Annotated in this window: 21 protein-coding genes and 1 pseudogene; 9 read left to right on the top strand and 13 right to left on the bottom strand. The window is 75.7% G+C overall.

Features of this window, described 5'->3' with window-relative positions; genetic code table 11:
- Window positions 1-399 (bottom strand): annotated as a pseudogene (locus FM076_RS17595) (hypothetical protein); the annotation flags it as partial.
- Window positions 400-755: 356 nt separating this feature from the next.
- Window positions 756-2,021: a phosphoribosylamine--glycine ligase gene (purD, locus tag FM076_RS17590; RefSeq protein WP_173871881.1), complete on the bottom strand. Its 1,266-nt coding sequence runs from the start codon at window positions 2,019-2,021 to the stop codon at window positions 756-758.
- 233 nt (window positions 2,022-2,254) lie between these two features.
- On the opposite strand from purD, the gene FM076_RS17585 reads away from it, so the two are divergent.
- A complete protein-coding gene (locus FM076_RS17585) occupies window positions 2,255-2,953 on the top strand; it encodes an SLATT domain-containing protein (protein WP_173871880.1) in 699 nt (232 codons plus the stop codon).
- Window positions 2,954-2,965: 12 nt separating this feature from the next.
- Here FM076_RS17585 and FM076_RS17580 read toward each other — a convergent pair whose 3' ends face one another.
- From FM076_RS17580 to FM076_RS17560, 5 genes are all read right to left on the bottom strand, one after another.
- Window positions 2,966-3,625: a hypothetical protein gene (locus FM076_RS17580; RefSeq protein WP_173871879.1), complete on the bottom strand. Its 660-nt coding sequence runs from the start codon at window positions 3,623-3,625 to the stop codon at window positions 2,966-2,968.
- Between the two features lie 114 nt (window positions 3,626-3,739).
- Window positions 3,740-4,831: an alpha/beta fold hydrolase gene (locus tag FM076_RS17575; RefSeq protein WP_173871878.1), complete on the bottom strand. Its 1,092-nt coding sequence runs from the start codon at window positions 4,829-4,831 to the stop codon at window positions 3,740-3,742.
- Window positions 4,828-5,553, bottom strand: a complete 726-nt coding sequence (locus FM076_RS17570) for a GntR family transcriptional regulator (protein ID WP_173871877.1) — start codon at window positions 5,551-5,553, stop codon at window positions 4,828-4,830. The genes FM076_RS17575 and FM076_RS17570 overlap by 4 nt, the downstream gene beginning before the upstream one ends.
- Window positions 5,550-7,007: an aminotransferase class III-fold pyridoxal phosphate-dependent enzyme gene (locus FM076_RS17565; protein WP_173871876.1), complete on the bottom strand. Its 1,458-nt coding sequence runs from the start codon at window positions 7,005-7,007 to the stop codon at window positions 5,550-5,552. The genes FM076_RS17570 and FM076_RS17565 overlap by 4 nt, the downstream gene beginning before the upstream one ends.
- 202 nt (window positions 7,008-7,209) lie before the next feature.
- Window positions 7,210-7,917: a hypothetical protein gene (locus FM076_RS17560; RefSeq protein WP_173871875.1), complete on the bottom strand. Its 708-nt coding sequence runs from the start codon at window positions 7,915-7,917 to the stop codon at window positions 7,210-7,212.
- Between the two features lie 148 nt (window positions 7,918-8,065).
- On the opposite strand from FM076_RS17560, the gene FM076_RS17555 reads away from it, so the two are divergent.
- Together FM076_RS17555 and FM076_RS34675 are read left to right on the top strand one after the other, a co-directional pair.
- Complete coding sequence (locus FM076_RS17555) at window positions 8,066-8,833, top strand: response regulator transcription factor (protein ID WP_243274546.1); 768 nt, start codon at window positions 8,066-8,068, stop codon at window positions 8,831-8,833.
- Window positions 8,833-10,263, top strand: coding sequence for a sensor histidine kinase (locus tag FM076_RS34675; protein WP_173871874.1), 1,431 nt, complete (start codon window positions 8,833-8,835; stop codon window positions 10,261-10,263). The genes FM076_RS17555 and FM076_RS34675 overlap by 1 nt, the downstream gene beginning before the upstream one ends.
- A gap of 105 nt (window positions 10,264-10,368) precedes the next feature.
- Here the strand turns inward: FM076_RS34675 and FM076_RS17545 are convergent, their stop codons facing one another.
- Window positions 10,369-11,067 (bottom strand): LysE family translocator, encoded by a 699-nt coding sequence (locus FM076_RS17545; protein WP_173871872.1) that lies wholly within the window; start codon window positions 11,065-11,067, stop codon window positions 10,369-10,371.
- Window positions 11,068-11,217: 150 nt separating this feature from the next.
- Here FM076_RS17545 and FM076_RS17540 point away from each other — a divergent pair, with 150 nt between their 5' ends.
- A complete protein-coding gene (locus tag FM076_RS17540; RefSeq protein ID WP_173871870.1) occupies window positions 11,218-11,670 on the top strand; it encodes an Lrp/AsnC family transcriptional regulator in 453 nt (150 codons plus the stop codon).
- Window positions 11,671-11,695: 25 nt separating this feature from the next.
- Here the strand turns inward: FM076_RS17540 and FM076_RS17535 are convergent, their stop codons facing one another.
- Both FM076_RS17535 and FM076_RS17530 read right to left on the bottom strand, forming a co-directional pair.
- Entirely contained in the window at window positions 11,696-12,709 is a 1,014-nt protein-coding gene (locus FM076_RS17535; protein WP_345945065.1) for a VTC domain-containing protein, read from the bottom strand.
- Window positions 12,706-13,464 (bottom strand): DUF4956 domain-containing protein, encoded by a 759-nt coding sequence (locus FM076_RS17530; protein ID WP_173871868.1) that lies wholly within the window; start codon window positions 13,462-13,464, stop codon window positions 12,706-12,708. The genes FM076_RS17535 and FM076_RS17530 overlap by 4 nt, the downstream gene beginning before the upstream one ends.
- A gap of 338 nt (window positions 13,465-13,802) precedes the next feature.
- Here FM076_RS17530 and FM076_RS17525 point away from each other — a divergent pair, with 338 nt between their 5' ends.
- The 4 genes from FM076_RS17525 (at window position 13,803) to FM076_RS17510 (ending at window position 17,282) form a co-directional block, all read left to right on the top strand.
- Window positions 13,803-14,393, top strand: a complete 591-nt coding sequence (locus FM076_RS17525) for a DJ-1/PfpI family protein (protein WP_173871866.1) — start codon at window positions 13,803-13,805, stop codon at window positions 14,391-14,393.
- Complete coding sequence (locus tag FM076_RS17520; RefSeq protein ID WP_173871864.1) at window positions 14,390-14,848, top strand: MarR family transcriptional regulator; 459 nt, start codon at window positions 14,390-14,392, stop codon at window positions 14,846-14,848. The genes FM076_RS17525 and FM076_RS17520 overlap by 4 nt, the downstream gene beginning before the upstream one ends.
- A gap of 162 nt (window positions 14,849-15,010) precedes the next feature.
- Window positions 15,011-16,309 (top strand): serine/threonine-protein kinase, encoded by a 1,299-nt coding sequence (locus tag FM076_RS17515; protein WP_173871862.1) that lies wholly within the window; start codon window positions 15,011-15,013, stop codon window positions 16,307-16,309.
- A 16-nt stretch (window positions 16,310-16,325) separates the two neighbouring features.
- Window positions 16,326-17,282: a hypothetical protein gene (locus FM076_RS17510; RefSeq protein ID WP_173871860.1), complete on the top strand. Its 957-nt coding sequence runs from the start codon at window positions 16,326-16,328 to the stop codon at window positions 17,280-17,282.
- A 26-nt stretch (window positions 17,283-17,308) separates the two neighbouring features.
- On the opposite strand, the gene FM076_RS17505 is transcribed toward FM076_RS17510, so the two are convergent.
- A complete protein-coding gene (locus FM076_RS17505; protein WP_173871858.1) occupies window positions 17,309-18,988 on the bottom strand; it encodes an ABC transporter permease in 1,680 nt (559 codons plus the stop codon).
- Window positions 18,985-20,016 carry an ABC transporter ATP-binding protein gene (locus FM076_RS17500; protein ID WP_173871856.1) on the bottom strand — a complete coding sequence of 344 codons (1,032 nt, stop codon included), beginning with the start codon at window positions 20,014-20,016 and terminating at the stop codon, window positions 18,985-18,987. Before FM076_RS17500 ends, FM076_RS17505 begins: the two co-directional genes overlap by 4 nt.
- Window positions 20,017-20,109: 93 nt before the next feature.
- Here FM076_RS17500 and FM076_RS17495 point away from each other — a divergent pair, with 93 nt between their 5' ends.
- A complete protein-coding gene (locus FM076_RS17495; protein WP_173871855.1) occupies window positions 20,110-20,709 on the top strand; it encodes a MarR family transcriptional regulator in 600 nt (199 codons plus the stop codon).
- Between the two features lie 247 nt (window positions 20,710-20,956).
- On the opposite strand, the gene FM076_RS17490 is transcribed toward FM076_RS17495, so the two are convergent.
- Window positions 20,957-21,670, bottom strand: a 714-nt coding sequence (locus tag FM076_RS17490; protein ID WP_173871853.1) for a hypothetical protein, incomplete at its 5' end; no start/stop codon positions are given.

Genomic DNA, 21,670 nt, shown 5'->3' with positions numbered 1-21,670 from the left:
GTCGCAGTCGGGGGTCAGGGCGATGGCGGAGGGGGCCGGGACCTCCAGCCGTTCGGCGAGGTCGCGGACCAGGGCGTGCAGGGCGGGTGCGGCGTGCTCCTCGACGGGGACCGTCGGCGAGACGGCCGGGCGGCCCCGCGCGATGACCAGGCCCGCGACCACCGCGCAGGCCAGGACCAGCACGGCCAGCCCGGTGACCGTCCAGCGGGCGGCGTCCCAGCCGGTGCCGGGCCCGAGGCCGAACCGCCCCGTGGCACGGCCCGCCCACAGGATCACCGCCGCGGCGGCGGGCAGCAGCGCGAGCGCGAGCGCCGTGCTGCGGACGCGGAGCACGGCGAGGGCGTGCGCGCGCGCGGAGCGCGCGACGGCGCGCCGGCCGGTACCACCGGAACCGCTCACGTCTCACCCCGCTTCGTCCGGACCGTTCGGGACCGTGGCCGGGCTCTCCGGCTCCCACCCACTGTGTCACCGCGCTCTGACACCGCAATACGCGCTGCGCCAGTCGACGGACCTCCCCCCGTGCCCGGCCGGGGGCATGGCGCCTTGGGCCTCACGGCGCTTGAGCGGCACCATAGTTGGGGCCTCGGCGGGCGTCAGCCGTCCGAGGCCCTCGTCACTCGATGGAATGGCTTTGGCTAAAGCTCTTGCCCGGCGGGGCGGGGCGGTATATGCGCCGGTCCGGAAAACCGGGCGCTCCGGGAAACCGGGCGCTCGGTCCCGGGAAGCGGCGCGCTCAGTTCCGGGAAGCGGCGCGCTCAGTTCTGGGACGCGGCGCGCTCGGCGATGTCCGAGCGGTGGTGCGAGCCCGCCAACCGGACGCGGCCGACTGCCGCGTAGGCACGCTCACGCGCCTGGGCGAGGTCCGCGCCCGTCGCCGTGACGGACAGGACGCGCCCGCCCGCGCTGCGCACGGTGCCGTCCTCGTCGGCCGTCGTGCCCGCGTGCAGCACGTACGCCTCCGGACCGTCCTCCCGCTCGATCTCCTCCAGCCCCTCGATGACATCACCCGTACGGGGCTTCGCCGGGTAGCCGTGGGCCGCGACCACGACGGTGACGGCCGCGCCGTCGCTCCAGCGCAGCGCGGGGAAGTCGGCCAGCGAGCCGGTGGCCGCCGCGTACAGCAGCCCGCCCAGCGGCGTGCGGAGGCGGGCGAGGACCGCCTGCGTCTCCGGGTCGCCGAACCGGGCGTTGAACTCGATCACCCGCACCCCGCGCGAGGTGAGGGCCAGCCCCGCGTACAGCAGGCCGGAGAACGGCGTGCCGCGCCGGTGCAGCTCGCGGACGGTGGGCTCCAGCACCGTGGTGAGCACCTCGTCGACCAGCTTCGGGTCGGCCCACGGCAGCGGCGAATAGGCGCCCATGCCGCCGGTGTTGGGGCCCTCGTCGCCGTCGTGGGCGCGCTTGAAGTCCTGCGCGGGCTGGAGGGGCACGACGGTCTCGCCGTCGGTCACCGCGAAGAGGGAGACCTCCGGGCCGTCGAGGAACTCCTCGATGACGACGGCGCCGCCGCAGGCGCGGGCGTGCGCGCGGGCCTCCTCGATGTCCTCGGTCACCACGACGCCCTTGCCCGCGGCCAGGCCGTCGTCCTTGACGACGTACGGCGGGCCGAAGGCGTCCAGCGCGGCATCCGCCTCCTCCGGCGTGGTGCACACATAGCTGCGGGCGGTGGGCACGCCGGCGTTCGCCATGACCTCCTTGGCGAACGCCTTCGAGCCCTCCAGCATCGCCGCCTCGGCGGACGGGCCGAACACCGGGACGCCGCGCACCCGCAGCGCGTCCGCGACCCCCGCCACCAGCGGGGCCTCAGGGCCGACGACGACGAGGTCGGCGCGGACCTCGTCGGAGGCGGCCAGTTCGGCGACGGCCGCGCCGTCGAGCGGGTCCACCGCGTGCAGGGTGGCGACCGCCGCGATCCCGGCGTTGCCGGGCGCGCAGTGCACCGCTGTGACCTCGGGGTCCAGCGAGAGCGAGCGACAGATTGCGTGTTCGCGGGCACCGCCGCCAATGACCAGAATCCTCACGCCGCCACCCTAACGGCAGCCGCCCTCGCGCCCGCGCGCCCGTACGGCCGCCCCGCGACGGCGGGAAGCGGGCGTCGCGCGGGCCCGTACGGGTGACACGGCCGCTTCCATACCCGACACGGCGCCACTTCTGGGGGGATTTCAGGGCGGTTCGACGACGTGGTCCCACTTTTGGCGGTAGGAAGGGGCCGCCGGGCAGCCGTCGGCACCGGAACGCGAGCGAGGGAGTACAAGTGAAGCGGGTGAAGCAGCCGGATCTGCTGGGGCGGGGGTTCCCGTCCGGGGACTGGGACGAGCCCGCCGAACGCCTCGAAGAGCTGTACCAGTGGGTGGAACAGGAGGCGATGCGCGTCGTCGACTGGTATCTCGCGGACCGGACGCGCAAACGCCGCTGGGCCCGCGCGCTGCGGGGCGGTGTGGTCGCCGGCACCGGCGCGGGAGCGCTGCTGCCCCTCGCGGACCTGGCGGGAGTCCCTTTACCCACCATGGAAGGGGACACCGGCTATCTCGGCTACCTCGCGCTGCTGTTCGCCGCGGGGTGCGCGCTCGCGGACCGGTGGCTGGGACTGACCTCCGGGTGGATGCGGGACATGGCCGTCGCGCTGGCCGTGCACCGGCGGCTGGAGGCGCTGCGGTACGAGTGGGCCGCGGAGAACGTGCGTGAGGTCCTCGGCCCCGCCGAGGGGACGGCGGGCGAGGCCGCGGAGCGCGCCCTGACCGTCCTGCGGCGCTTCTCGGAGGACGTCGGAGAGACGGTACGGGCCGAGACCGTCGACTGGATGATCTCGTTCCGTACCGAGGCGTCCCCGCTGGCGCTGGTGCCCTCCGGGCCGCCCCCGGCCGCCCGCTCCCCCCTCCGCCGCCTCCCGCCGCCCAACGGCGGCCTCAACCCCTGGCCCCCGATGCCCCGCCAGCGCCCTCCGGGGCCGTGACCGGGTGACCGGTCAGCCGAAGACGATCATGGAGCCCTGGGCGAGGCTCCGGGTCGCGGCCGCGTGCAGTCCGAGCCAGACGTGGCGCTCCCGCCCGAAGGGCGTGCCGTCGTCGTAGCCGATGGCGGCGGAGGCGGCGGGCTCGTCCAGGTCGGTGGGCCGCAGCGGGGCGGCCGGCGCGGGCGGCGGGTTGTCGGGGTCGATGCCCAGGTGCGGCCCCACCAGGCGCAGTTCGCGCAGCAGGCCGTGGCTGGAGCCCAGCGGACCGCCGCCCTCCAGCAGCGCGTCGTCGGTGAGGGGGGCGGGGAAGTCCACCGGGATGTAGGCACCGGCGTGGTCGTAGTGCCACACCAGGTGGGACCGCTGTGCCGTCTGCTCGAACATCTCCAGGAGTTGCTCGTAGTCGCTGCCCAACTCCCCCACCGGCGTGACCTCCAGGCCGGAGGCCAGCAGCAGGTAGGCGCGGCGCAGGCAGTGCAGAGCGTCGTAGTCGAAGCCCGCGACGGGGGCGACGTCGCCGGAGAGACCGGGCATGTAGCCGAAGACGGGGACCGTGGGCAGACCGGCCTCGGTGAGTGCTCTGTCGTAGGTGGCGATCTCTTCCGAGAACGGGTTGTCGGGGTTGTGGCAGAGCACGTCGACGAGGGGTACCAGCCAGAGGTCACAGGCCAAGGGGCGCTCCAAAACCGTCAGGGACGTACGGTGCGCACAGCGTAATGTGCCCCGCGCCGCGCGCCTGCGGCACGGGTGCCGGGAGGTGCCCGTCCGCGCGCACGGACCGGTTCCTCACGTCCGGGCCCCCTCCAGCAGGGCGCGCAGGACGTCCGCCGCGTGCGTCCACAGCAGGGCGCCGCCCACCCCGGGCAGCAGGTGCCGCCGAGCGCCGGGGATGCGGGCGCCCAGGCTCTCGCCCTGGTCGGGCGAGTGGCCGAGGTCGGCGTCGCCGTACCACAGGTCGACGGGGACGCGGACGGCCGTCAGGTCGATGTCCCAGCGGCCCATGGCCAGCACGGTGTCGCGGGCGTAGCCGTCGGGGCCCTGCGCGAAGCCCTCGTCCAGGGCGCGGCGGTAGGCGGCGGCGAAGTCGGGGCGCTCGTAGACGGCGCGGTCCACCTCGGGGCTCGACCCGAGCACCATGTCCCACATCGCCTGCGGGGTGAACCGGGCGAACTCCGCGTGCGCGGCCCCGGGTTCGTCGGTGGCGAGTGCGACGAGGCGGCGCAGTCCGGCGGGCAGCGCCTCGGTGAAGGGAGGTTCGGCGAAGCGCGGGTGGGCCACCTCGTCGGCGCCGGAGACGAGGGCGAGCGGCCCGGTCACCCCGCGCGCCGCGCAGGCGAGCGCGAACGGCGCCCCCTGCGAGTTGCCCACCATCGCGGGCCGCCCCAGCCGCCGGGCGCGGGCGAAGGCGGCGACGTCGGCGGCGAAGTCGTCGAGGGTGCGGCCGGGCGCGGGGGTGGAGGCGCCCAGTCCGGGGCGGTCGAGGGCGATCAGCCGGACGCCGAGGGCGTCGACGACGCCCGCGCCGAAACCGAGGGAGCGCGAGGTGGCGGCGCCCGGTGAGAACAGCACCGGGGTGCCGTCCTCGGGGCCCCACTCCGCCCACGCCAGTCGCCTCTCCCGCGGTGCGGCCCCGGATGTGCCCGGCCGGTCCGCGTCCGGGGGGCGGCCGGCCGGGGGCAGCGTGGTGGTGCCGGTGCGTACGGGGGGTGCGACCAGCACGGTGTCCTCGGTGGTGGCCGCCGCGCCCGGTGCCGGGCCGGGGCCGTGGCTGGGGGTGCGGCCGTGGCCGGAGCAGGAGTTGTGGCTGCTGTGGCTGGAACCGGGGCCGTGGCCGGGGCTGTTCCCACGGCCGCCATGGCTGTCCGGTGAAACGTTCATGCTCCCTCGCCCGCGCCGACCTGTGTCAGGGCGTGCTGATTGTAGGTGGCGATGACCTCGCGGGCGGCCCGCGCGTCACCGGACTCGACGGCGTCCAGCAGGGCGTTGTGCCCCGACCACAGTCGCCCGCGCAGGCTCGGCCTGCCCCGCAGGACCGAGACGGCGTACACCCAGCACTGGACGCGCAGCCGGTCGAGGAAGTCGCAGATGTAGGCGTTGCCGAGGAGGCCGCTCAACTCCCGCCAGAACCGCAGGTCGTAGGCGATCAGCACGTCCAGGTCCCCGGCGCGGGCGGCCCTCTCGGCGGCGTCGGCGCGGCGGCGTACGGAGGCCAGCACCTCGGGCCCGAGGCCCCCGAGCGCGCGGCGGGCGACGGGCGGACCGGGGGACCCGGCGGTGCCCGCGGCACCGGTGGGTTCCGGTTCCGCGGGCGTCTCCAGGCCCTGGAAGATGCCGTCCACCACCAGTTGCCGGGCCTCGCACATCGCGCGGTAGTCCGCGAGGGTGAAGACGTGGACGCGGAAACCCCGGTGCTGCTCGACGTCCAGCAGCCCCTGCGCCGCGAGATCGACCAGTGCCTCGCGCACGGGTGTCGCGGAGACGCCGTACTGCTCGGCGATCTCCTTGACCGTGAACTCCCGGCCCGTGGCGAGCCGGCCGGCCAGGATCTCGTCGCGCAGCGCGGTGGCGATCTGCGAGCGCAGGGTGCTGCGTCGGATCACGCCGTCGCTCCTCCGTCCTTCGGCCCAGTGCCGCCGCCCGCGCCGGCGGTGGTGTGCGCGTCGGCCGCCGTGAGGGCCTCGTCCAGTACCGCCAGGCCCTCCTTGAACTCGGCCTCGGTGAGGGTGCACGGCGGCACCACGTGGGTGCGGTTCATGTTGACGAACGGCCACAGTCCGCCGCGTTTGGCGGCGGCGGCGAAGTCGGCCATGGGCGCGCCCGCGGCACCGGTGGCGTTGTAGGGGACCAGCGGTTCGCGGGTCTCCCGGTCCCGCACCAGGTCGAGGGCCCAGAAGACGCCGGTGCCGCGGACCTCGCCCACGGAGGGGTGGCGGGTGGCCAGTTCGCGCAGGGCCGGGCCGATGACGTGCTCGCCCAGGTGCGCGGCGTGCTCGACGATGCCCTCCTCGGCCATGGTCTCGATGGTGGCCACGGCGGCGGCGCAGGCCAGCGGGTGCCCGGAGTAGGTGAGGCCGCCGGGGTAGGGGCGCGTCTCGAAGGTCTCGGCGATCTTCGCGGAGATGGTGACGCCGCCGAGCGGCACGTAACCGGAGTTGACGCCCTTGGCGAAGGTCATCAGGTCGGGGACGACGCCGTACAGGTCGGCGGCGAACCAGGTGCCGGTGCGGCCGAAGCCCGCCATCACCTCGTCGAGGACGAAGACGACGCCGTGTTTGTCGCAGATCTCGCGGACGCCGGCCAGGTAGCCGGGCGGCGGCATCATGATGCCCGCGGTGCCGGGGATGGTCTCCAGGATGACGGCGGCGACGGTCTGCGGGCCCTCGTAGGCGAGCGTCTGCTCCAGGTGCGCCAGGGCGCGCTCGCACTCCTGTTCCTCGGTCTCGGCGTAGAACTGGGTGCGGTACAGGTGCGGGGCGTGGAAGTGGACGACGCCCGCGGTGCCGGTGTCGGACGCCCAGCGGCGCGGGTCGCCCGTGAGGTTGATGGCCTGCTGCGTGCCGCCGTGGTAGGAGCGGTACGCGGAGAGCACCTTGGGGCGGCCGGTGTGCAGGCGGGCCATGCGGATGGCGTGCTCGACGGCGTCGGCGCCGCCGTTGGTGAAGAAGATCTTGTCCAGGTCGCCGGGCGTCCGCTCGGCGATCAGCCGTGCCGCCTCCGAGCGCGCCTCGATGGCGAAGGCGGGCGCGAAGGTGCACATCCTCGCCGCCTGCTCCTGGATGGCGGCGACCACCTTGGGGTGGGCGTAGCCGATGTTGGTGAAGACGAGACCGCTGGTGAAGTCGAGGTACCGCTTCCCCTCGTAGTCCCAGAAGTAGGAGCCCTCCGCGCCCGCGACCGCGAGCGGGTCGATCTGGCCCTGCGCCGACCAGGAGTGGAACACATGGGACCGGTCGGCGGCGTGCACGGCCCGGCCTGCCGCGGGGTCGGGCGCGGGAGAGGGGGAGGGCGAGGGAGAGGAGGACGGGGAGGGGGATGAGGGGTGGTGCGTCGTCACGATCGGTACCTCGGTTCGCTCGCGTACTGCGGGAGACCCCCGGAAGGGTGACAGTCAGGGTATGTCTCCCGCTTCCTCCCGGGTGGCCGGGGAGGGGGAGGATCGGTGGAGACGCGGGGTGTGCCGGGGCCGGACGGGACGGGGAGGGGACGGCCGGGGACGGTTTTCCGGGAGGGCGCGCCGGGCGGTCGTGGGCGCGTGGTCAGTCGTCGTCCTCGTCGCTGTCCGCTTCCCTGGTGACGGTGGCCCGGGGCTTCCCGTGCAAGCAGCGGACGTGGACGGTGGGGTCGGCGGCGCCGTCGGCGGCCGGCTCCAGTTCGACGTCGGCCGACCGGGCGGGCCCGGGGTCCACGTCGTCGACGCTGTAGCCCTCGGCGGGGGTCCAGCTGAGCAGCTTGACCGTACGGGCGTCCGTGCGGCACTCGGCGAGGGCCGTGCCGAGCCCGTCGGGGAAGCGGACGGTGCCGGTCCGGGTGACGGGCCGCCGGGGAGGCTCGGTACGGGACGGGACGGGGGTGCCGTCCGGGGTACGGCCGGCCGAGGGGGACGCGGACGGTTCCGGGCTCCTGGTGCGGGCCCGTTCCTTCGACTGGGCCAGCTCGTGCCGGACACCGTCGTCGGTGAGGGGCTCGGGGCGGGCGTACCGGCCGCCCGGGTCGGCCTGGGAGAACGACCAGGCGCCCAGCGCGAACGCGGCGCCGACGGCGCACACCCAGCCCGCCGCGGCGATACGGCGGCGGCGCACCTCCCTGGCACCGCCGACCTCGCCGGTACCCCCTGCACCCGTATCCGTGCCCGTGCCCGAATCCGGGCCCGCGCTCGTATCCGTGCCCGTGCCCGCGTCCGGGCCCGTTCCCGGGCCGCCGGCAGCGCCGTTCCCGGCCCCCGGCCGGCCGTGCTCGTCCGCCATGCCGTTCCCACCTCTCACACCGCGCAGTCTGCCGTCCCTTTCCCTAACGCCGGGTTAAGGGGTGGACAACCCGGCTCCCGCCCCGTACAAGCGCGGGAGGAGCGGCACCCGCCGGGGTCCGCCGTCCGCCACTGGCTAACGTACGTGTATGTCGCATCTACTCGTCGTCGAGGACGACCCCCAGCTCCGCGCGGCCCTCGTGAGGGCACTGCGCGACCGCGGGCATGCCGTCGCCACGGCCTCCACCGGGATGGCGGGCCTCGACGCGGCGGTCACCCAGCGGCCCGACCTGGTCGTGCTGGACCTGGGACTGCCCGATGTGGACGGCGGGCAGGTGCTGCGGATGCTGCGCTCGGTCAGCGACGTGCCCGTCATCGTGGCGACCGCGCGGGACGAGGAGCCGGAGATCGTCGCCGCGCTGGAGGACGGCGCCGACGACTACATCGTCAAACCGTTCGGCTCCGGGCAGCTGGACGCCCGTATCAAGGCGGTGCTGCGGCGGCTGGGCGGCGGCGAGCCGGACGAGCCGGAGCCGCCCGTGCGGGTGGGCGGGCTCGTGGTGGCCCCGTCCGCGCGGGAGGTCACGCTCGACGGGAAGCCCCTGGAACTGACGCCGCGGGAGTTCGACCTGCTCTGCTATCTGGCGCGGCGCCAGGGCCAGGTGGTCTCGCGGCGCGACCTGCTGGCCGAGGTATGGCAGCAGCCGCTGGGCGGCGCCGACAAGACGGTGGACGTCCACCTCTCCTGGCTCCGCCGCAAGCTGGGCGAGACCGCGCAGCACCCCCGCTATCTGCATACCGTCCGGTCGGTCGGAGTGAAACTGGCCGCCCCTGACGCCCCCGGTCCCGCCGACGCCGACGCCGACGCCGACGGGGACGGGGCCGGGGCGGGCGACGGGGACGGGGCGCGCGGCTGATGCGCCGGCAGCTGCTCGTCCTCATCGGCACCACGACGGCGGTCGTGCTCGCCGTCCTCCTCGTCCCCCTCGCCCTGCTGGTCCGCAGCCACGCCGAGGACCGGGCCATGACGGACGCCACCGAACGGGCGCAGTCCGTCGCGGCGGTGGTCGGCGGCTCCCTGGGCAGGGGCGGGGACGGGGGCCGCGCCGTCGTCACCGGGGTGCTCGACGGACTCAACGGCGAGGACCAGCCGCGCACCTGTGTCGTCCTGGCGGACGGCACCGTACTGGGCGCGCGGACCGGCGGCGTGAGCGCCGAGGCGCTCCAGCTCGCCCGGCGCGGCCGCGCCTTCACCTACGCGCCCGGCGAGGCGCGCGGCGGCGGCCGGGTGGTGCTGGTCCCGGTGCTCGGCACGGGAAGCGGGACGGAAGGCGGCAGGGAAGGCGGCACGGCGGACGGCGCGCGCTCCAAGGCCCCGGCCGAGGGCTCGGCCAAGGACCCGGGCCCGGTCAAGGCCCCGGCCCGCTCCGCCTCCGTCGTCCAGGTGGCCGTCACCGAGGACCAGCTGCACGCCGGGGTGCTCCCCTCCTGGCTGGCCGTCTTCGGGATCGGTGCCGCGCTGATGCTGCTCGGTCTGGCCTTCGCGGACCGGCTCGCCGCCCGCATCGTGCGGGCCACGCGCCGCCTCGCCGCCGTCTCCGACCGGCTCGCCGCCGGGGAGCTGACCGCCCGCGCCGAGCCGCTGGGCCCGCGCGAGCTGCGCCAGCTCGCCGGCCGCCTCAACGAGCTGGGCGAGCGCATCGACGGGTTCGTCACGGCGGAGCGCGAGCGGGGCGCCGACCTCGCGCACCGGCTCCGCACGCCGGTCGCCGCGCTGCGGCTGGACGCGGAGGGACTGCGCGACGAGGAGGAGGCGGCCAGGATAGGGAAGTCGGTCGCCGCGCTGGAGCGGAGCGTGGACAGCGTCATCCGCGCGGCCCGGCGGGCGGGGGCGGCGCCGGGCAGCCGGCGGTGCGACCTGGCCGAGCTGGTCCGGGAGCGGGCGGCGTTCTGGACGCCGCTCGCCGAGGACCAGGGGCGTGCGCTGACCGTCTCCGCGCCCGGCGCGCCGGTCCTGGTCCGGGTGCCGGTGGACGACCTGTCCGCCGTCCTGGACACGCTGATCGGCAACGTGCTCGACCACACGCCCGAGGGCACCGGGCTGTGGCTGACGGTCACGACGGCCGGCACGGACGCCGTCCTCACCGTCGAGGACGACGGCCCCGGCTTCGCCGACGGCGCCCCGGACGTGGGCGCGCGGGGCGCGAGCGGGGCGGGCTCGACGGGCCTGGGCCTGGACATCGCCCGGACGACGGCCGAGGAGTCCGGCGGCGGCATGGAGCTGGGCGCCTCACCGGACCACGGCGGGGCCCGGGTGGCGTGCCGCTTCGGTCTGGCACGGCACTGAGGGGCGGCCGGGCCGGGAAGGGGCGGAGGGGGCGAGCCGGAGCGGGCCGGGAGGGGGCCGGAACAGTCCGGGTGAGCCGGAGCGGGCCGGGAGGGGCCGCTCGTCTCAGCGCGGGAGCTGCTCCACCAGCAGCAGCGCCCCCAGCAAGAGCATCGCGACGCCCGACAGCCGGGTGATGACCCGCGCCGCGGTGGGCCGGGCCCGCAGTACGGTGCGGGCCAGCGAACCGACGCCCAGGTAGACGGCTCCGGCGTTGCACATGTGGACCAGGCCCAGCAGTCCGATCTGGAGCGCCAGCGGCCAGGTGCCGTGGCGGTCGGCGAACTGGGGCAGCAGCGCGAGGTAGAGCAGCAGCGCCTTGGGGTTCAGGCCGCTGACGCCCGCGCCCTTGAGCACCCGGGAGCGCGCCGCGGCACCCCCGCCGGCCGCGGGACGGTCGGCGTCGGTGCCGTCACCGGCGACGGCACCGGCGGCACCGGCGGCACCGGCCGGGGCGGCGGCCGGGGGTGGGGCGCTCCCGGCGGTCTTCGCGCCGAGCAGCGTCGTCACGCCGAGGTAGAGGAGGTAGGCGGCGCCCACCAGGGTGAGCCCGGTCAGCACTCCCGGGTTCCTGGCGACCACGGCGGCGACCCCGGCCACCACGACGGCGGTCAGCGCCACGTACCCCAGCATCAGCCCGCCGACCGCCGGGACGACGGACCGGTCGCGCAGCCCGGACGTGATCGCGTAGGCCCAGTCCGCGCCCGGGACGAGGACGAGGAGAAAGGAGAAGGCGGCGAAGGCGGCTATGGAGCTGGCAGCCATGGGGGACGGATCTTCCTCTCGTACGGGGTCGGCGTACGGGTTCGCGTACGGGTCGGCGTACGGGTTCGCGGAGGAAGAATACGAAGAATTGCCCCAAAGGTGTTTCTCAACATGGTCGCTCAGGGGCGCTCTGTTGGAAGAATCTTCCCCATGGACGACATGGACAGGCAGATTCTTTCCGAGCTGCAGGCCGACGGCCGGCTGACCGTCACCGAACTGGCCGCCCGGGTGGGGCTGAGCCTCTCCCCCTGCCACCGGCGGCTGCGCGAACTGGAGCGCGGCGGCGCGATCCGCGGCTACCGGGCCGTGGTCGACGCCGCCGCCGTCGGCCTCACCTTCGACGCGCTCGTCTTCGTCACGATGCGCCAGGAGGACCGCGCCACCATCTCCGCCTTCGAGCAGGCGCTGACGGACCTCCCCCAGGTCGTCCAGGCACAGCGCCTCTTCGGCGACCCCGACTACCTGCTCCGCGTCGTCACCGCCGACCTCGCCGCGTTCCAGCGCCTCTACGACGAGAACCTGGCCACTCTGCCGGGCGTGCAGCGGCTCAGCTCCACGCTGGTGATGAAGCACGTGGTGCACGAGCGTCCGCTGCCCGCGTGAGGGGCGGTGGTGCCGCGCGGCGGCCTCAGCCGGCCGCCACCGCCGCCGGGAACGCCTCCCTCAGCGAACGCAGCCAGCGGTGGGCGGGGAGGGAGGGGTCGAGCGCCGCGAGGGAGGCGTACTTGGTGAACTCGGCGGCCCGGTGGCCGTATTCGTGGAGGAGGAGGTCCGCCTCCGTGAGGTGGCCGTAGGACTTGGTCTCCACCAGGACCAGGTCGCGGGCGCTGTAGACCTCGTTGCCCGCAGCGTCGCGGCAGACCAGGGCCGCGTCGGCGGTGACGCGCTGGCCGTCGGCGACGAACGTGGCCCGGGTGTAGTCCGTGACCAGGCTGGGTGTCAGCTCCTGGGGGGCCTCGAAGCCGGTGCCGTACACCTCGGCGAGGGTCCGGGTGAGGAAGCTGCGGGAGGCGTCCTCCAGGGCGTGGGCGCGGTCGGCGAGGCGGCGGCGGAACTTGAGCGTCTGGCCGCGCCCGCCCTTCACCTTGATCTCGAACTGCCGTTCGCCGGTGTCCTGGTAGAGCCGCTCGCGGATCTTGCAGCGCCGGCGGCGGCCCTGCCGGTGGTCGTGGTAGGCGCGCAGCTCCGGCGTGTCGTAGTAGACGGAGTGGTAGCCGAACCAGCGGCGCCCGCCGATCGACAGCGCCCGGAACGGCTCGTCCCGGTGCGGGTCGGTCAGGCGCGCCGCGATGTCCAGGAAGTCGGCGGCGGGCACCAGGTAGCAGCGGTCGTAGCGGTCCAGCAGCTCGGCGCGCTCGCGCACGTCCTCCAGGCTGATGGGGTGGGCGGCCAGCGCGGCGCGGGCCAGCGCGCGGACGGAGGGGGCGACGCGGGCGCGGCCTCCCGAGGTGCGGGGCCGGCCCGCCGGGGTGCGGGCGGGTCCCTCCGGGCCGTGCGCGGGACCCTCCGGGCCGTGGGCGGGACCCTCCGGGCCGTGCGCGGGACCCTCCGGGCCGTGGGCGGGACCCTCCGGGACGTGGGCGGGGGCGCCTGGGGTGTGGACGGGGCGGCGCGGATGGGATGCGGTGGTGCGCGCGGTCATCGGGCGGTCTCCCTCGGGTGAGCGGCAGTGGCAGGCGTGCGCGTGGACGTGGCCGCGGTCGGTGCCGCGGACGTGGACGTGGACGTCGTACGGGTGTCGCTGTCGCCGGCGGCCGTCGGTTCGCGAACGTCACCGAGGCCGCTGTCGTGGTAACGCGTGGGGGCCGTCTTTCGTCCCCGTTCCCCGCCGGGTGCGGGGGCAACCTCGCGGTAGCGGACGTCCACGACCGTCAGATCGCGGACGTAGTCGACCTCGCCGACCTTCCAGGCGAGCGGCTCGCCCAGCCGCGCTCTCACCAGGGCGCGCACCGCCTCCGGCTCGGTGACGGCCGCGTCCAGGGTGACGACGGCACGCCGCGTGCGGGCGTACAGCCGCGGGTGGTCGGCGGCGTAGAGCACGGCGACGGGCAGCAGGCACAGGAGCGCCGCCAGGCCGAACGGCAGGTGCGGCAGGCCGGCGACCAGGCCCACCACGAGGGTGGTGAAGTAGTAGGCCACCTCCTCGTTCTGGATGGACTCCGAGCGCAGCCGGATCATCGACAGCACGCCGAAGAGCCCGAATCCCAGGGCGAGGCCGCCGCCCTGGCCGGCCCGGGCCAGCGCCGCGACGACGACGAAGAGCGCCACGTTCAAGGCGAGGTAGGCGGGGAGCAGGTCCCGCCGCCGGTGCCGGGGGAAGTACACGGCGAACGTCAGGACCAGCACCGCCGCGAGGTCGAGCGCGAGGTGGCCGAGGAACTGGCTGAACGAATCCATGCCGGTGAACGTACGGACGCCCGGGTTAAAGGGGCTTCCCCGCGACGTTAAGGATCAGGCGGCAGGGGCCGGGTGACGACAGTCGGGTGACGACGGTCGGGCGGCAACGCTCCGGTGGCAACGCTCCGGCGGCGGCGTTCAGGCGGCCGCAGCACGCCAGGCAGGCGGCCGCAGCACCCCGGGCGGGCGGCCGCAGCACCCCGGGCGGGCGGCCGCAGCACGCCGGGCAGCGGCGGAGTATTGACAGCCCCCTGTCATTTCGACAGAATGCTGTCATCAAGGCAGCGGTCGCCGTCACGGCAGCCCCCTGCCACCTTTCCAGCGCCCCGGAGGCCGCCATGACCGCCCACGTCCACCTCGCCGTGTACGACACCCTCGCCGACTGGGAGTACGGACACGCCGTCGCGCACCTCCCCGGCGGCGTCCGGACCGTCGGCCTCACCCAGGCCCCCGTCGTCACCAAGGGCGGCCTGCGCATCCAGCCGGACATGACGCTCGATGCCCTGCGCCCGGCCGACAGCAGCATGCTCATCCTGCCGGGCGCCGACGGCTGGACGAGCGGTGCGCTCGCCGACTTCGCCTACACCGCGCGGGAGTTCCTGCACGCGGGCGTGCCCGTCGCCGCGATCTGCGGTGCCGTGTGGGGGCTCGCCGACGAGGGGCTGCTCGACGAGCGCGCGCACACCAGCGCGGCGCCCGAGTTCCTCCGGATGGCCAACGGCTACGGGGGCGGCGCCCTCTACCGCGACGCCGACGCCGTCACCGACCGCGACCTGATCACGGCCGGGCCGACCGAACCCGTCGCCTTCGCCCGCGAGATCCTCGCCCGGCTCGGCACCTACGCACCCCCGGTCGTGGACGCCTTCTACCGGCTCCACCAGCACTCCGACCCGGAGGCGTACGCGGTCTTCGCGGCGGCGCGGCCGTGAGCGGCCGGCCCCGCGACACCGATCTGCTGAGCGAGACCGCGCTGGCCGTCTTCCGCCTCAACGGCCAGTTCCTCGCCGCGTCCGAGACCCTCGCCCGCCCCGCCGGGCTGACCGCCGCCTGGTGGCAGGTCCTGGGCGCGGTGCTCCGCGAACCGCTGCCCGTCTCCGGCATAGCCCGCGCCATGGGCATCACCCGGCAGAGCGTCCAGCGCATCGCCGACCTGCTGGTCGAACGGGGGCTCGCCGCGTACGAGCCCAACCCCGCCCACCGCCGCGCGAAACTCCTCACCCCCACCGAGGAGGGCCGCTCCGCCGTCGAACGCGTCACACCCGGCCACGCCGACCTCGCCCGTCGGCTGTGCGAACAGCTCGGCGGCGAGGAGGAGTTCGCCCGCGTGGCGGCGGCACTGCACCGCCTCACCGGCGCGATGGAGGCGCTCCACCCGGCGGACTGAGGCCGCACCGCCGCCCCCGCACCTGCGATACTCCCCGCGGCGCACCATCAAAGCGAAGCCCGTTGGCAGCCCTGCCGTGACCTTCCTGGCGGAGAGTGAGGCGGGGAAGGAGCCGCTTCGGTGGCGGCCGGGAACCGACGAGTTGTGGGGGCATGGCGGCAAATGACGGACCTGACGCCGGAGGATCCGGTCGGCATCGGCGGCTACCGGCTGCTGAGAAGACTGGGCGCGGGCGGCATGGGCCGGGTCTACCTGGGCCGCTCGTCCGGCGGCCGGACGGTGGCCGTCAAGCTGGTGAAGCCCGAACTGGCCTGTGACCCCGCCTTCCGCGCGCGGTTCCGGCTGGAGGTGGAGGCCGCCCGGCGCGTCGGCGAGCGGTGGACGGCACCGGTGCTGGACGCCGACACCGAGGCGGACACCCCGTGGGTCGCCACCGGATACATCGCCGGCCCCTCGCTCGCCCAGGTCGTGGCCGCGGGACAGCCGGCGCGGCACGGACGCGGACCGCTGCCGCCGGGCTCCGTCCGGGTCCTGGCCTACGGTCTGGCCTCCGCGCTGCTCGACATCCACGGCGCCGGGCTCGTCCACCGGGACCTCAAGCCCTCGAACGTGCTGCTGACCATCGACGGCCCCCGCGTCATCGACTTCGGCATCGCGCGGGCCCTGGACGAGGTGACCGACACCACGCTGACCGGCACCGGCATGGTCGTCGGCTCGCCCGGCTTCATGTCGCCCGAGCAGATCACCGGCGGCCGGCTCAGCGCCGCCAGCGACGTCTTCAGCCTCGGCGGCGTGCTCGCCCACGCGGCGACCGGCCGGCCCCCGTTCGGCGGGGGCGGCGGCGCCGGCGGGGTGCACTCGGTGATGTTCCGCATCGCCTCCGAGGAACCGGACCTGGGGAACCTGGGGACGGGCCCGGACGCCGACGCGGACGCCGTGCTCGTCCGCGAGCTGATCACCGCCTGCCTCGCCAAGGACCCCGCCGCCCGGCCCGCGCCCGAGGACGTGGTCGCCCACGTCCAGCCGGTCGCGGTCGGCGCCTCGGCCCCGCCGTGGCTGCCCGCCGGACTGCTCGCCGAGCTGGGGCGCGCGGCCGTGCGGCTGCTGGACACCGACACCCCGCCCTCGGGCTCCGGGATGCACGGCAACCACCCGCGCCCCGGTCCGGCCGTGCCCGGGACGCCGGTGGCCCCCGCTCCGGCGGAGGGCACGGCACCCCCGGGCCACCGCTCCGGCGGCCACCACTCCGGCGACCGCACCACCGGCAAGCGCGTCACCGGTCACCGCACCGCCGGCCGTCACGCCCCCGCCGCCCGCCACGGTGGCGCCCGCGACGGCACCAGCCGCCACGCCACCAGCCGCCACGGCGCCGGCCGCCACGGCCCCGCCCCCCACGGTGGCGCCCGTACCCCCCACGGAGCCCGCCGACGCCCCCGTCCCGGCGGGCGCGGATCCCGGTGAGGCGGAGGCATCGGCGGTGGCCGCGCCCACCTCGCCGCCCCCGAAGACGGGTGCGCCGTCCCCCTCCGGTCCCTCCTCCGGCGTCCGCCCGGAAGCGGCCCGTACCCGCCCGGAAGCGGCCCGTACCCGCCCGGGAGGTGCCCGCACCCGCCGTCGCACGCTGCTGGCCGTCGCCGCGGCCGTCGTCCTGGCGGGCGCGGGGGTCGCCGCCACGAGCGCGGGGATCGGGCCGCTGGGTGACGGCGGCGGGGGCGGGGGCGGAAGGGACGACGGCGGGCCCGGCACGTCGTCGGACGTTCCCGACGCCTACGTGGGCACCTGGGTCGGTGCCGTCCAGCGGGACGGGAAGCCCAACGGCCAGCACCGCCGCTTCGTCATCACCAGGGGCGAGGAGGGAGAGGTCGTCGCCACCAGCGTCAGCCTGGGCGACGACTACGAGTGCAAGAGCGACGGCACGCTCGCGCAGGCCCCGTCCTCGGCGGCCGACGAGGCGGGTCTGCGGCTGGACACCAGGGTCGTCAAGAGCGTGCCGTCCGGGCGGTGCGCGGCGATCGGGGAGCACACACTGGTCGCCGGACCGGGCGGCGTCCTCAAGTGGCGGGCCGCGGGCCGGACGGCCACGCTGCACAAGGTCACCACCCCCGAGCGGATGCCGGAGGCGCTGACCGGGCTATGGCGCCGCCCGCTGGCCGGCGGCGGCTCCCAGACGCTGACCGTCCGCGCCACCGCGCCCCAGGACGGCGGGGGTCTCACCCTGGTCTCCGACGGCCGCGAGCACTGCGAGGCCGGCATGGACGTCTTCTTCGCGGGCAACGAGGCGGAACCGGCCCGCGTGGCACCGCCCGAGGTGGACCGCACCGCCTCCCGCGGCACCTGCGCCACGGGCGCGGCCTCCACCCTGCGGCCCCAGGGGGAGGTCCTGCTGCGCCGGTTCCCCGACGGCCGGGTGCTCCGCTACCAGCGCGCGAGCTGAGCCGCCGGGGAGAGGCGGACCCGCCGCTACTTGGTCTCCAGGTCCCGCCGCCGGAAGCCCAGGAGGCCCGCGGCCACCAGCGCCGCCGCCAGCAGGGTCAGCCAGGCCATGGGTGCCCAGCGCATGTCGGCGGAGGGGAGCTGGGGGACGTGGCCGAAGGGGGAGAGGTCGTTCAGCCAGCCGGGGAGGTCGAGGAGTTTGCCCAGGTAGCCGACGACGAAGCCGTAGGCGGGAACGGCCCAGGCCAGGGGTGCCAGCCGCGGGGCCCAGCCGTACAGCAGGACCGCGACGCCGCCGGTGACCCACAGGGCGGGGGCGTAGGCGAGGCCCGCGCCCAGCAGGCGGCCGGTCAGGCCGCCGTCCCCGGCCGAGGCGGCGCCCGCCAGCCCGAGCCCGAGCGCGCCGGTCAGCAGCACGAGGGTGCCGCCGCCGAGCGCGAGCGCCAGGTGGGAGCCCAGCCAGCGGGTGCGGGAGAGGGCGGTGGCCAGCAGGGGTTCGACGCGGCCCGCGGTCTCCTCGGCGCGGGGCCTGAGCGCCGCCATGACGACCGCCAGGGAGGCGACGACGGCGACCACCAGCATGACCGTGGAGGCGAAGGACTCGGTCATCGAACCGCCCGCCTCGGTGAGGGCCTCGCGCAGGTTCTGGTCGAGGTCCTTCAGCATGTCGGCGACGTCACCGAGCAGTGAGCCGTACATGGCGCCGAGCAGCAGCAGCGCCGTGCCGAATCCGGTGAGCAGCCCCCGGTGCAGCCGGACGGCGAGGCCGAGCGGGTGCGACAGCGCCGGTGACGCGGTGGCGTTGCCGAGGCGGGGCGGCAGGATGCCCGCGCCGACGTCGCGCCGGGTGCTGAGCAGGTACCCGGCCGCCGCGGCCACGACGGCCAGGGCGAGGGCGGGCAGCAGCGGCCACCAGCGGTCGTCGACGAACGGGTAGCTGCGCTGCGCCCAGCCGATCGGCGAGGCCCAGGCGAGCGCGCCGCTGCCCACGTCGCCCGCGGCGCGCAGCGCGTACGAGACGCCCACGACGGCCAGCGCCGTGCCGGAGGCGGCCCTGCCGTGCGCGGACAGCTGGACGGTCACGGCGGCGACACCCGCGAAGACGAGGCCGACCGCGGTGTGCGCGGCGCCGTAGAGCAGCGCGCCGCCGCCCGTCACGCCGTCGAGCCCGGTGCCGGGCAGGGCGGCGGCGAACAGCAGACCGAGCACCACGTTGGCGCCGGCCGCGGTGGCGAGCGCCGCGGTGAGCGTGGCGTGCCGCCCCACCACGCCGGAGCGGAGGAGTTCGGCGATGCCCGTCTCCTCGTCGGCACGGGTGTGCCGGACGACGGTCAGGACGCTCATCAGCCCGGTCAGGACGGCCCCGTAGCCGAGCATCAGCATGCTGAGCACCGAGGCCGGGGTGAAGGTGGTCAGGTAGTGCTCGGGTCCCGTCATGGCGAGCATGGCGGGCCCGCTCAGCGTCCTGGCCATGTCGGCGGCCTCGGCGGGATCGTCCGAGACGAGCTGGCCGGCCTTCTGGAGGCCCGAGAGGGAGACCAGGAAGACGGCCAGGACCCAGACGGGCAGCCGCACCCGGTCGCGGCGGAGCGCGAAGCGCAGCAGGGTGCCGGTGCCGGCCAGCGCGTTGCCGCCGGCTGCTGCCGCGCCGCGCCCGCCCTCGCGTGCGGAGCCGGTGCGGGGCGCGGTGTCGGTGGCGGTGCTCATCGCGAGGTCGCCTCCGGCACGCTGGAACCGTCGGCGTCCGCCCCGGTCCCCTCCTGGTCCCTGCCGTGTCTCAGCTCGGACAGCTCGTCGCCGTAGTGCCTCAGCATCAGCTCCTCCAGGGTCGGCGGGTGGCTGACGAGGCTGCGGACGCCGAGGCCGCTGAGGTGGCGTACGGCGTCGTCGAGGTGGGCGCCGTCCACGGCGAAGCGCACCCGGTTGCCCTCCGTCCGCAGGTCGTGGACGCCGGGCAGCCCGGCGAGGGCGGTCAGCTCGGGGGAGGCGGCCGACGGCTGGGCGAGAGCGGTCTCGGCCTCGATGGTGGTCCGGGTCAGGTGCCGCATCTCGCCGAGCGTCCCGGACTGGACGGTCCTGCCGAGCCGGATGATGCTCACCCGGTCGCACAGCTTCTCCACCTGGGACAGGATGTGGCTGGAGAGCAGGACGGTGCGGCCCTGGGCCTTCGCCTGGAGGATGACGTCCTGGAAGACGACCTCCATCAGCGGGTCGAGGCCCGCGGTCGGCTCGTCCAGCAGCAGCAGCTCCGCGTCGGAGGCGAGCGCGGCGATGATGGCGACCTTCTGCCGGTTGCCCTTGGAGTAGGTGCGGCCCTTCTTGGTGGGGTCCAGGTCGAAGCGCTCGATCAGCTCGGCGCGCTTCTTCGCGTCGATGCCGCCCCGGAGCCGGGCCAGCAGGTCGATGGCCTCGCCGCCGGTGAGGTTGGGCCACAGTTCGACGTCGCCGGGGACGTAGGCGAGCCGGCGGTGGAGGGCCACGGCGTCGTCCCACGGGTCGGCGCCCAGCAGCCGGGCGGTACCGGTGTCGGCGCGGAGCAGCCCCAGCAGGATGCGCAGGGTCGTCGACTTCCCGGCCCCGTTCGGGCCGAGGAATCCGTGCACCTCGCCGGTGGCGACCTCCAGGTCGAGCCCGTCGAGGGCGCGGGTCCTGCCGAAGGTCTTGACGAGTCCGGACACATGGATCGCCGTGGTCGACGGCGTCGCGGGAGCGGTCGCGGTAGGAGCGGCGTTCATGATTCGGAAACTACGCTGGTTTCACAAATTTGTGAAGTTAAGGAAGCGTTAGGGTCTTCGGGAGAACGGCTGAGCAGGGAGAAGCTGACTGACGTGGCTGACGACGCGACCGAACACACGCCCCGGACGGACCCGGACCCCGGCACGGATCCCGGAACGGCCCCCGGCACGGATCCCGGTACCGCCCCCGGCACGGACCCGGCCTCCCGGGCCGAACTGCGCGACTACTCCGAGCGCGTCTCCCCCTTCGTGGAGCGGTTCGCCGCCGACCTCGCCGAGGCCGGCATGCAGCGCATGGCGGCCCGCGCCTTCGCCTGCCTCCTCGCCTCCGAGGACGGCTCCCTCACCTCGGCCCAGCTGAGCGCACGCCTGAGGGCCAGCCCGGCCGCCATCTCCGGCGCGGTCCGCTATCTCTCCCAGGCCGGCATGATCTCCCGGCAGCGCGACCCCGGCTCCCGGCGCGAGCGCTACCTGCTGCACCCCGACGTCTGGTACACCTCGCTCCTCCACCGCGACACCCTGCTCAGCCGCTGGCTGACCACCCTGAGCACCGGCGCCGGCCTCCTCGGCCAGGACACCCCCGGCGGCCGCCGGCTGGCCGAGAGCGCGGAGTTCCTCCAGTTCATGCGCAACGAACTGGAAGCCATGCTCAAACGCTGGCACGACTCCCGCCGGGACACCCACCCCCGCTGACCGCTCCCCTGCCGAGACCGCCACCCGGCCCCGCCGACAGCCCTCCCCGCCAAGGGCGAGGCACGCGAAGGCGAGACCGCCCAAGGCCCGGCCCGCCCAAGGCCCGCCCGCGAAACCGGGGGCTCAGGGGTGCCCCCGCCACCCTCCTGCCGCAACGGCGCGCAACCACGACGAAGCAAGGCCCGGCAGCAGACCCGACGGGCGGAACCCGCAGACGGCGTCACTCCCCCTCCAGCAGAGGACGGCGTCACTCCCCCTCCGGCGGGGGGAGGACCAGCCGCCAGGAGCGGGGCAGCACGGTCCACGTCCGGGTGGCGACCGGGCCGGTGAGGCCGTCCGCGTCGGGCCGGTAGCGGAAGCCGTCCGCGGCGGCGGTCACGGTGACGGTGCGGGCCCGCACCCGCGGCGCGGCGGCCTCTCCCGAGGCGCCGACCACCACGTCCGCCAGCCCGGTGCCCTCGGCCGTCCGCACGGAGAGCCCGGAGACCGGCCGGCCGGGCTCCGCCAGCACCGCGCCGTCCGCCTCCACCCGCAGCCGGTACCCCGCGGGCCCCAGAGGTGCCGGGGGTGCCGAGTGCGGCGGGGCCGCCGGGGACCGGCCCGGCCGGTCCCCGGTGTGGCGGACCGTCCGCGGCAGCAGGCGCCCCCGCCGCCACCAGGGGGACCGGGCCGCCGTCGGGAGCCCCTCCCGGAGGAGTTCCGGCCCGGTGGCCAAGGGCGCGGCCGGTTCCACGCGGAGTCCGCCGAGCACGACGTCGCCCTCGTCGTCGGCCAGCAGGTCCCGTGCCCGTACCCGGCCGCGCAGTACCGTCCGGGCCGCCGTCACCACGTCCAGCGGCAGGCCGAGGGAGCGGGCGAGCGCGACCGAGGGGCCGTTGCCCACGGGCACCACCGACAGCGCCGTCCCGGCCAGCTCGCCCTCCCGGTGCAGGAGCCGGACGGTGCGCAGCAGGGCGCGGTC

Origin of the sequence: Streptomyces albus subsp. chlorinus, assembly GCF_013302895.1 — a bacterium.
GTDB lineage: Bacteria > Actinomycetota > Actinomycetes > Streptomycetales > Streptomycetaceae > Streptomyces > Streptomyces chlorinus.
The sequence above is the reverse complement of the archived record's forward strand: the minus strand, read 5'-3'. Positions and strand labels throughout refer to the sequence as shown.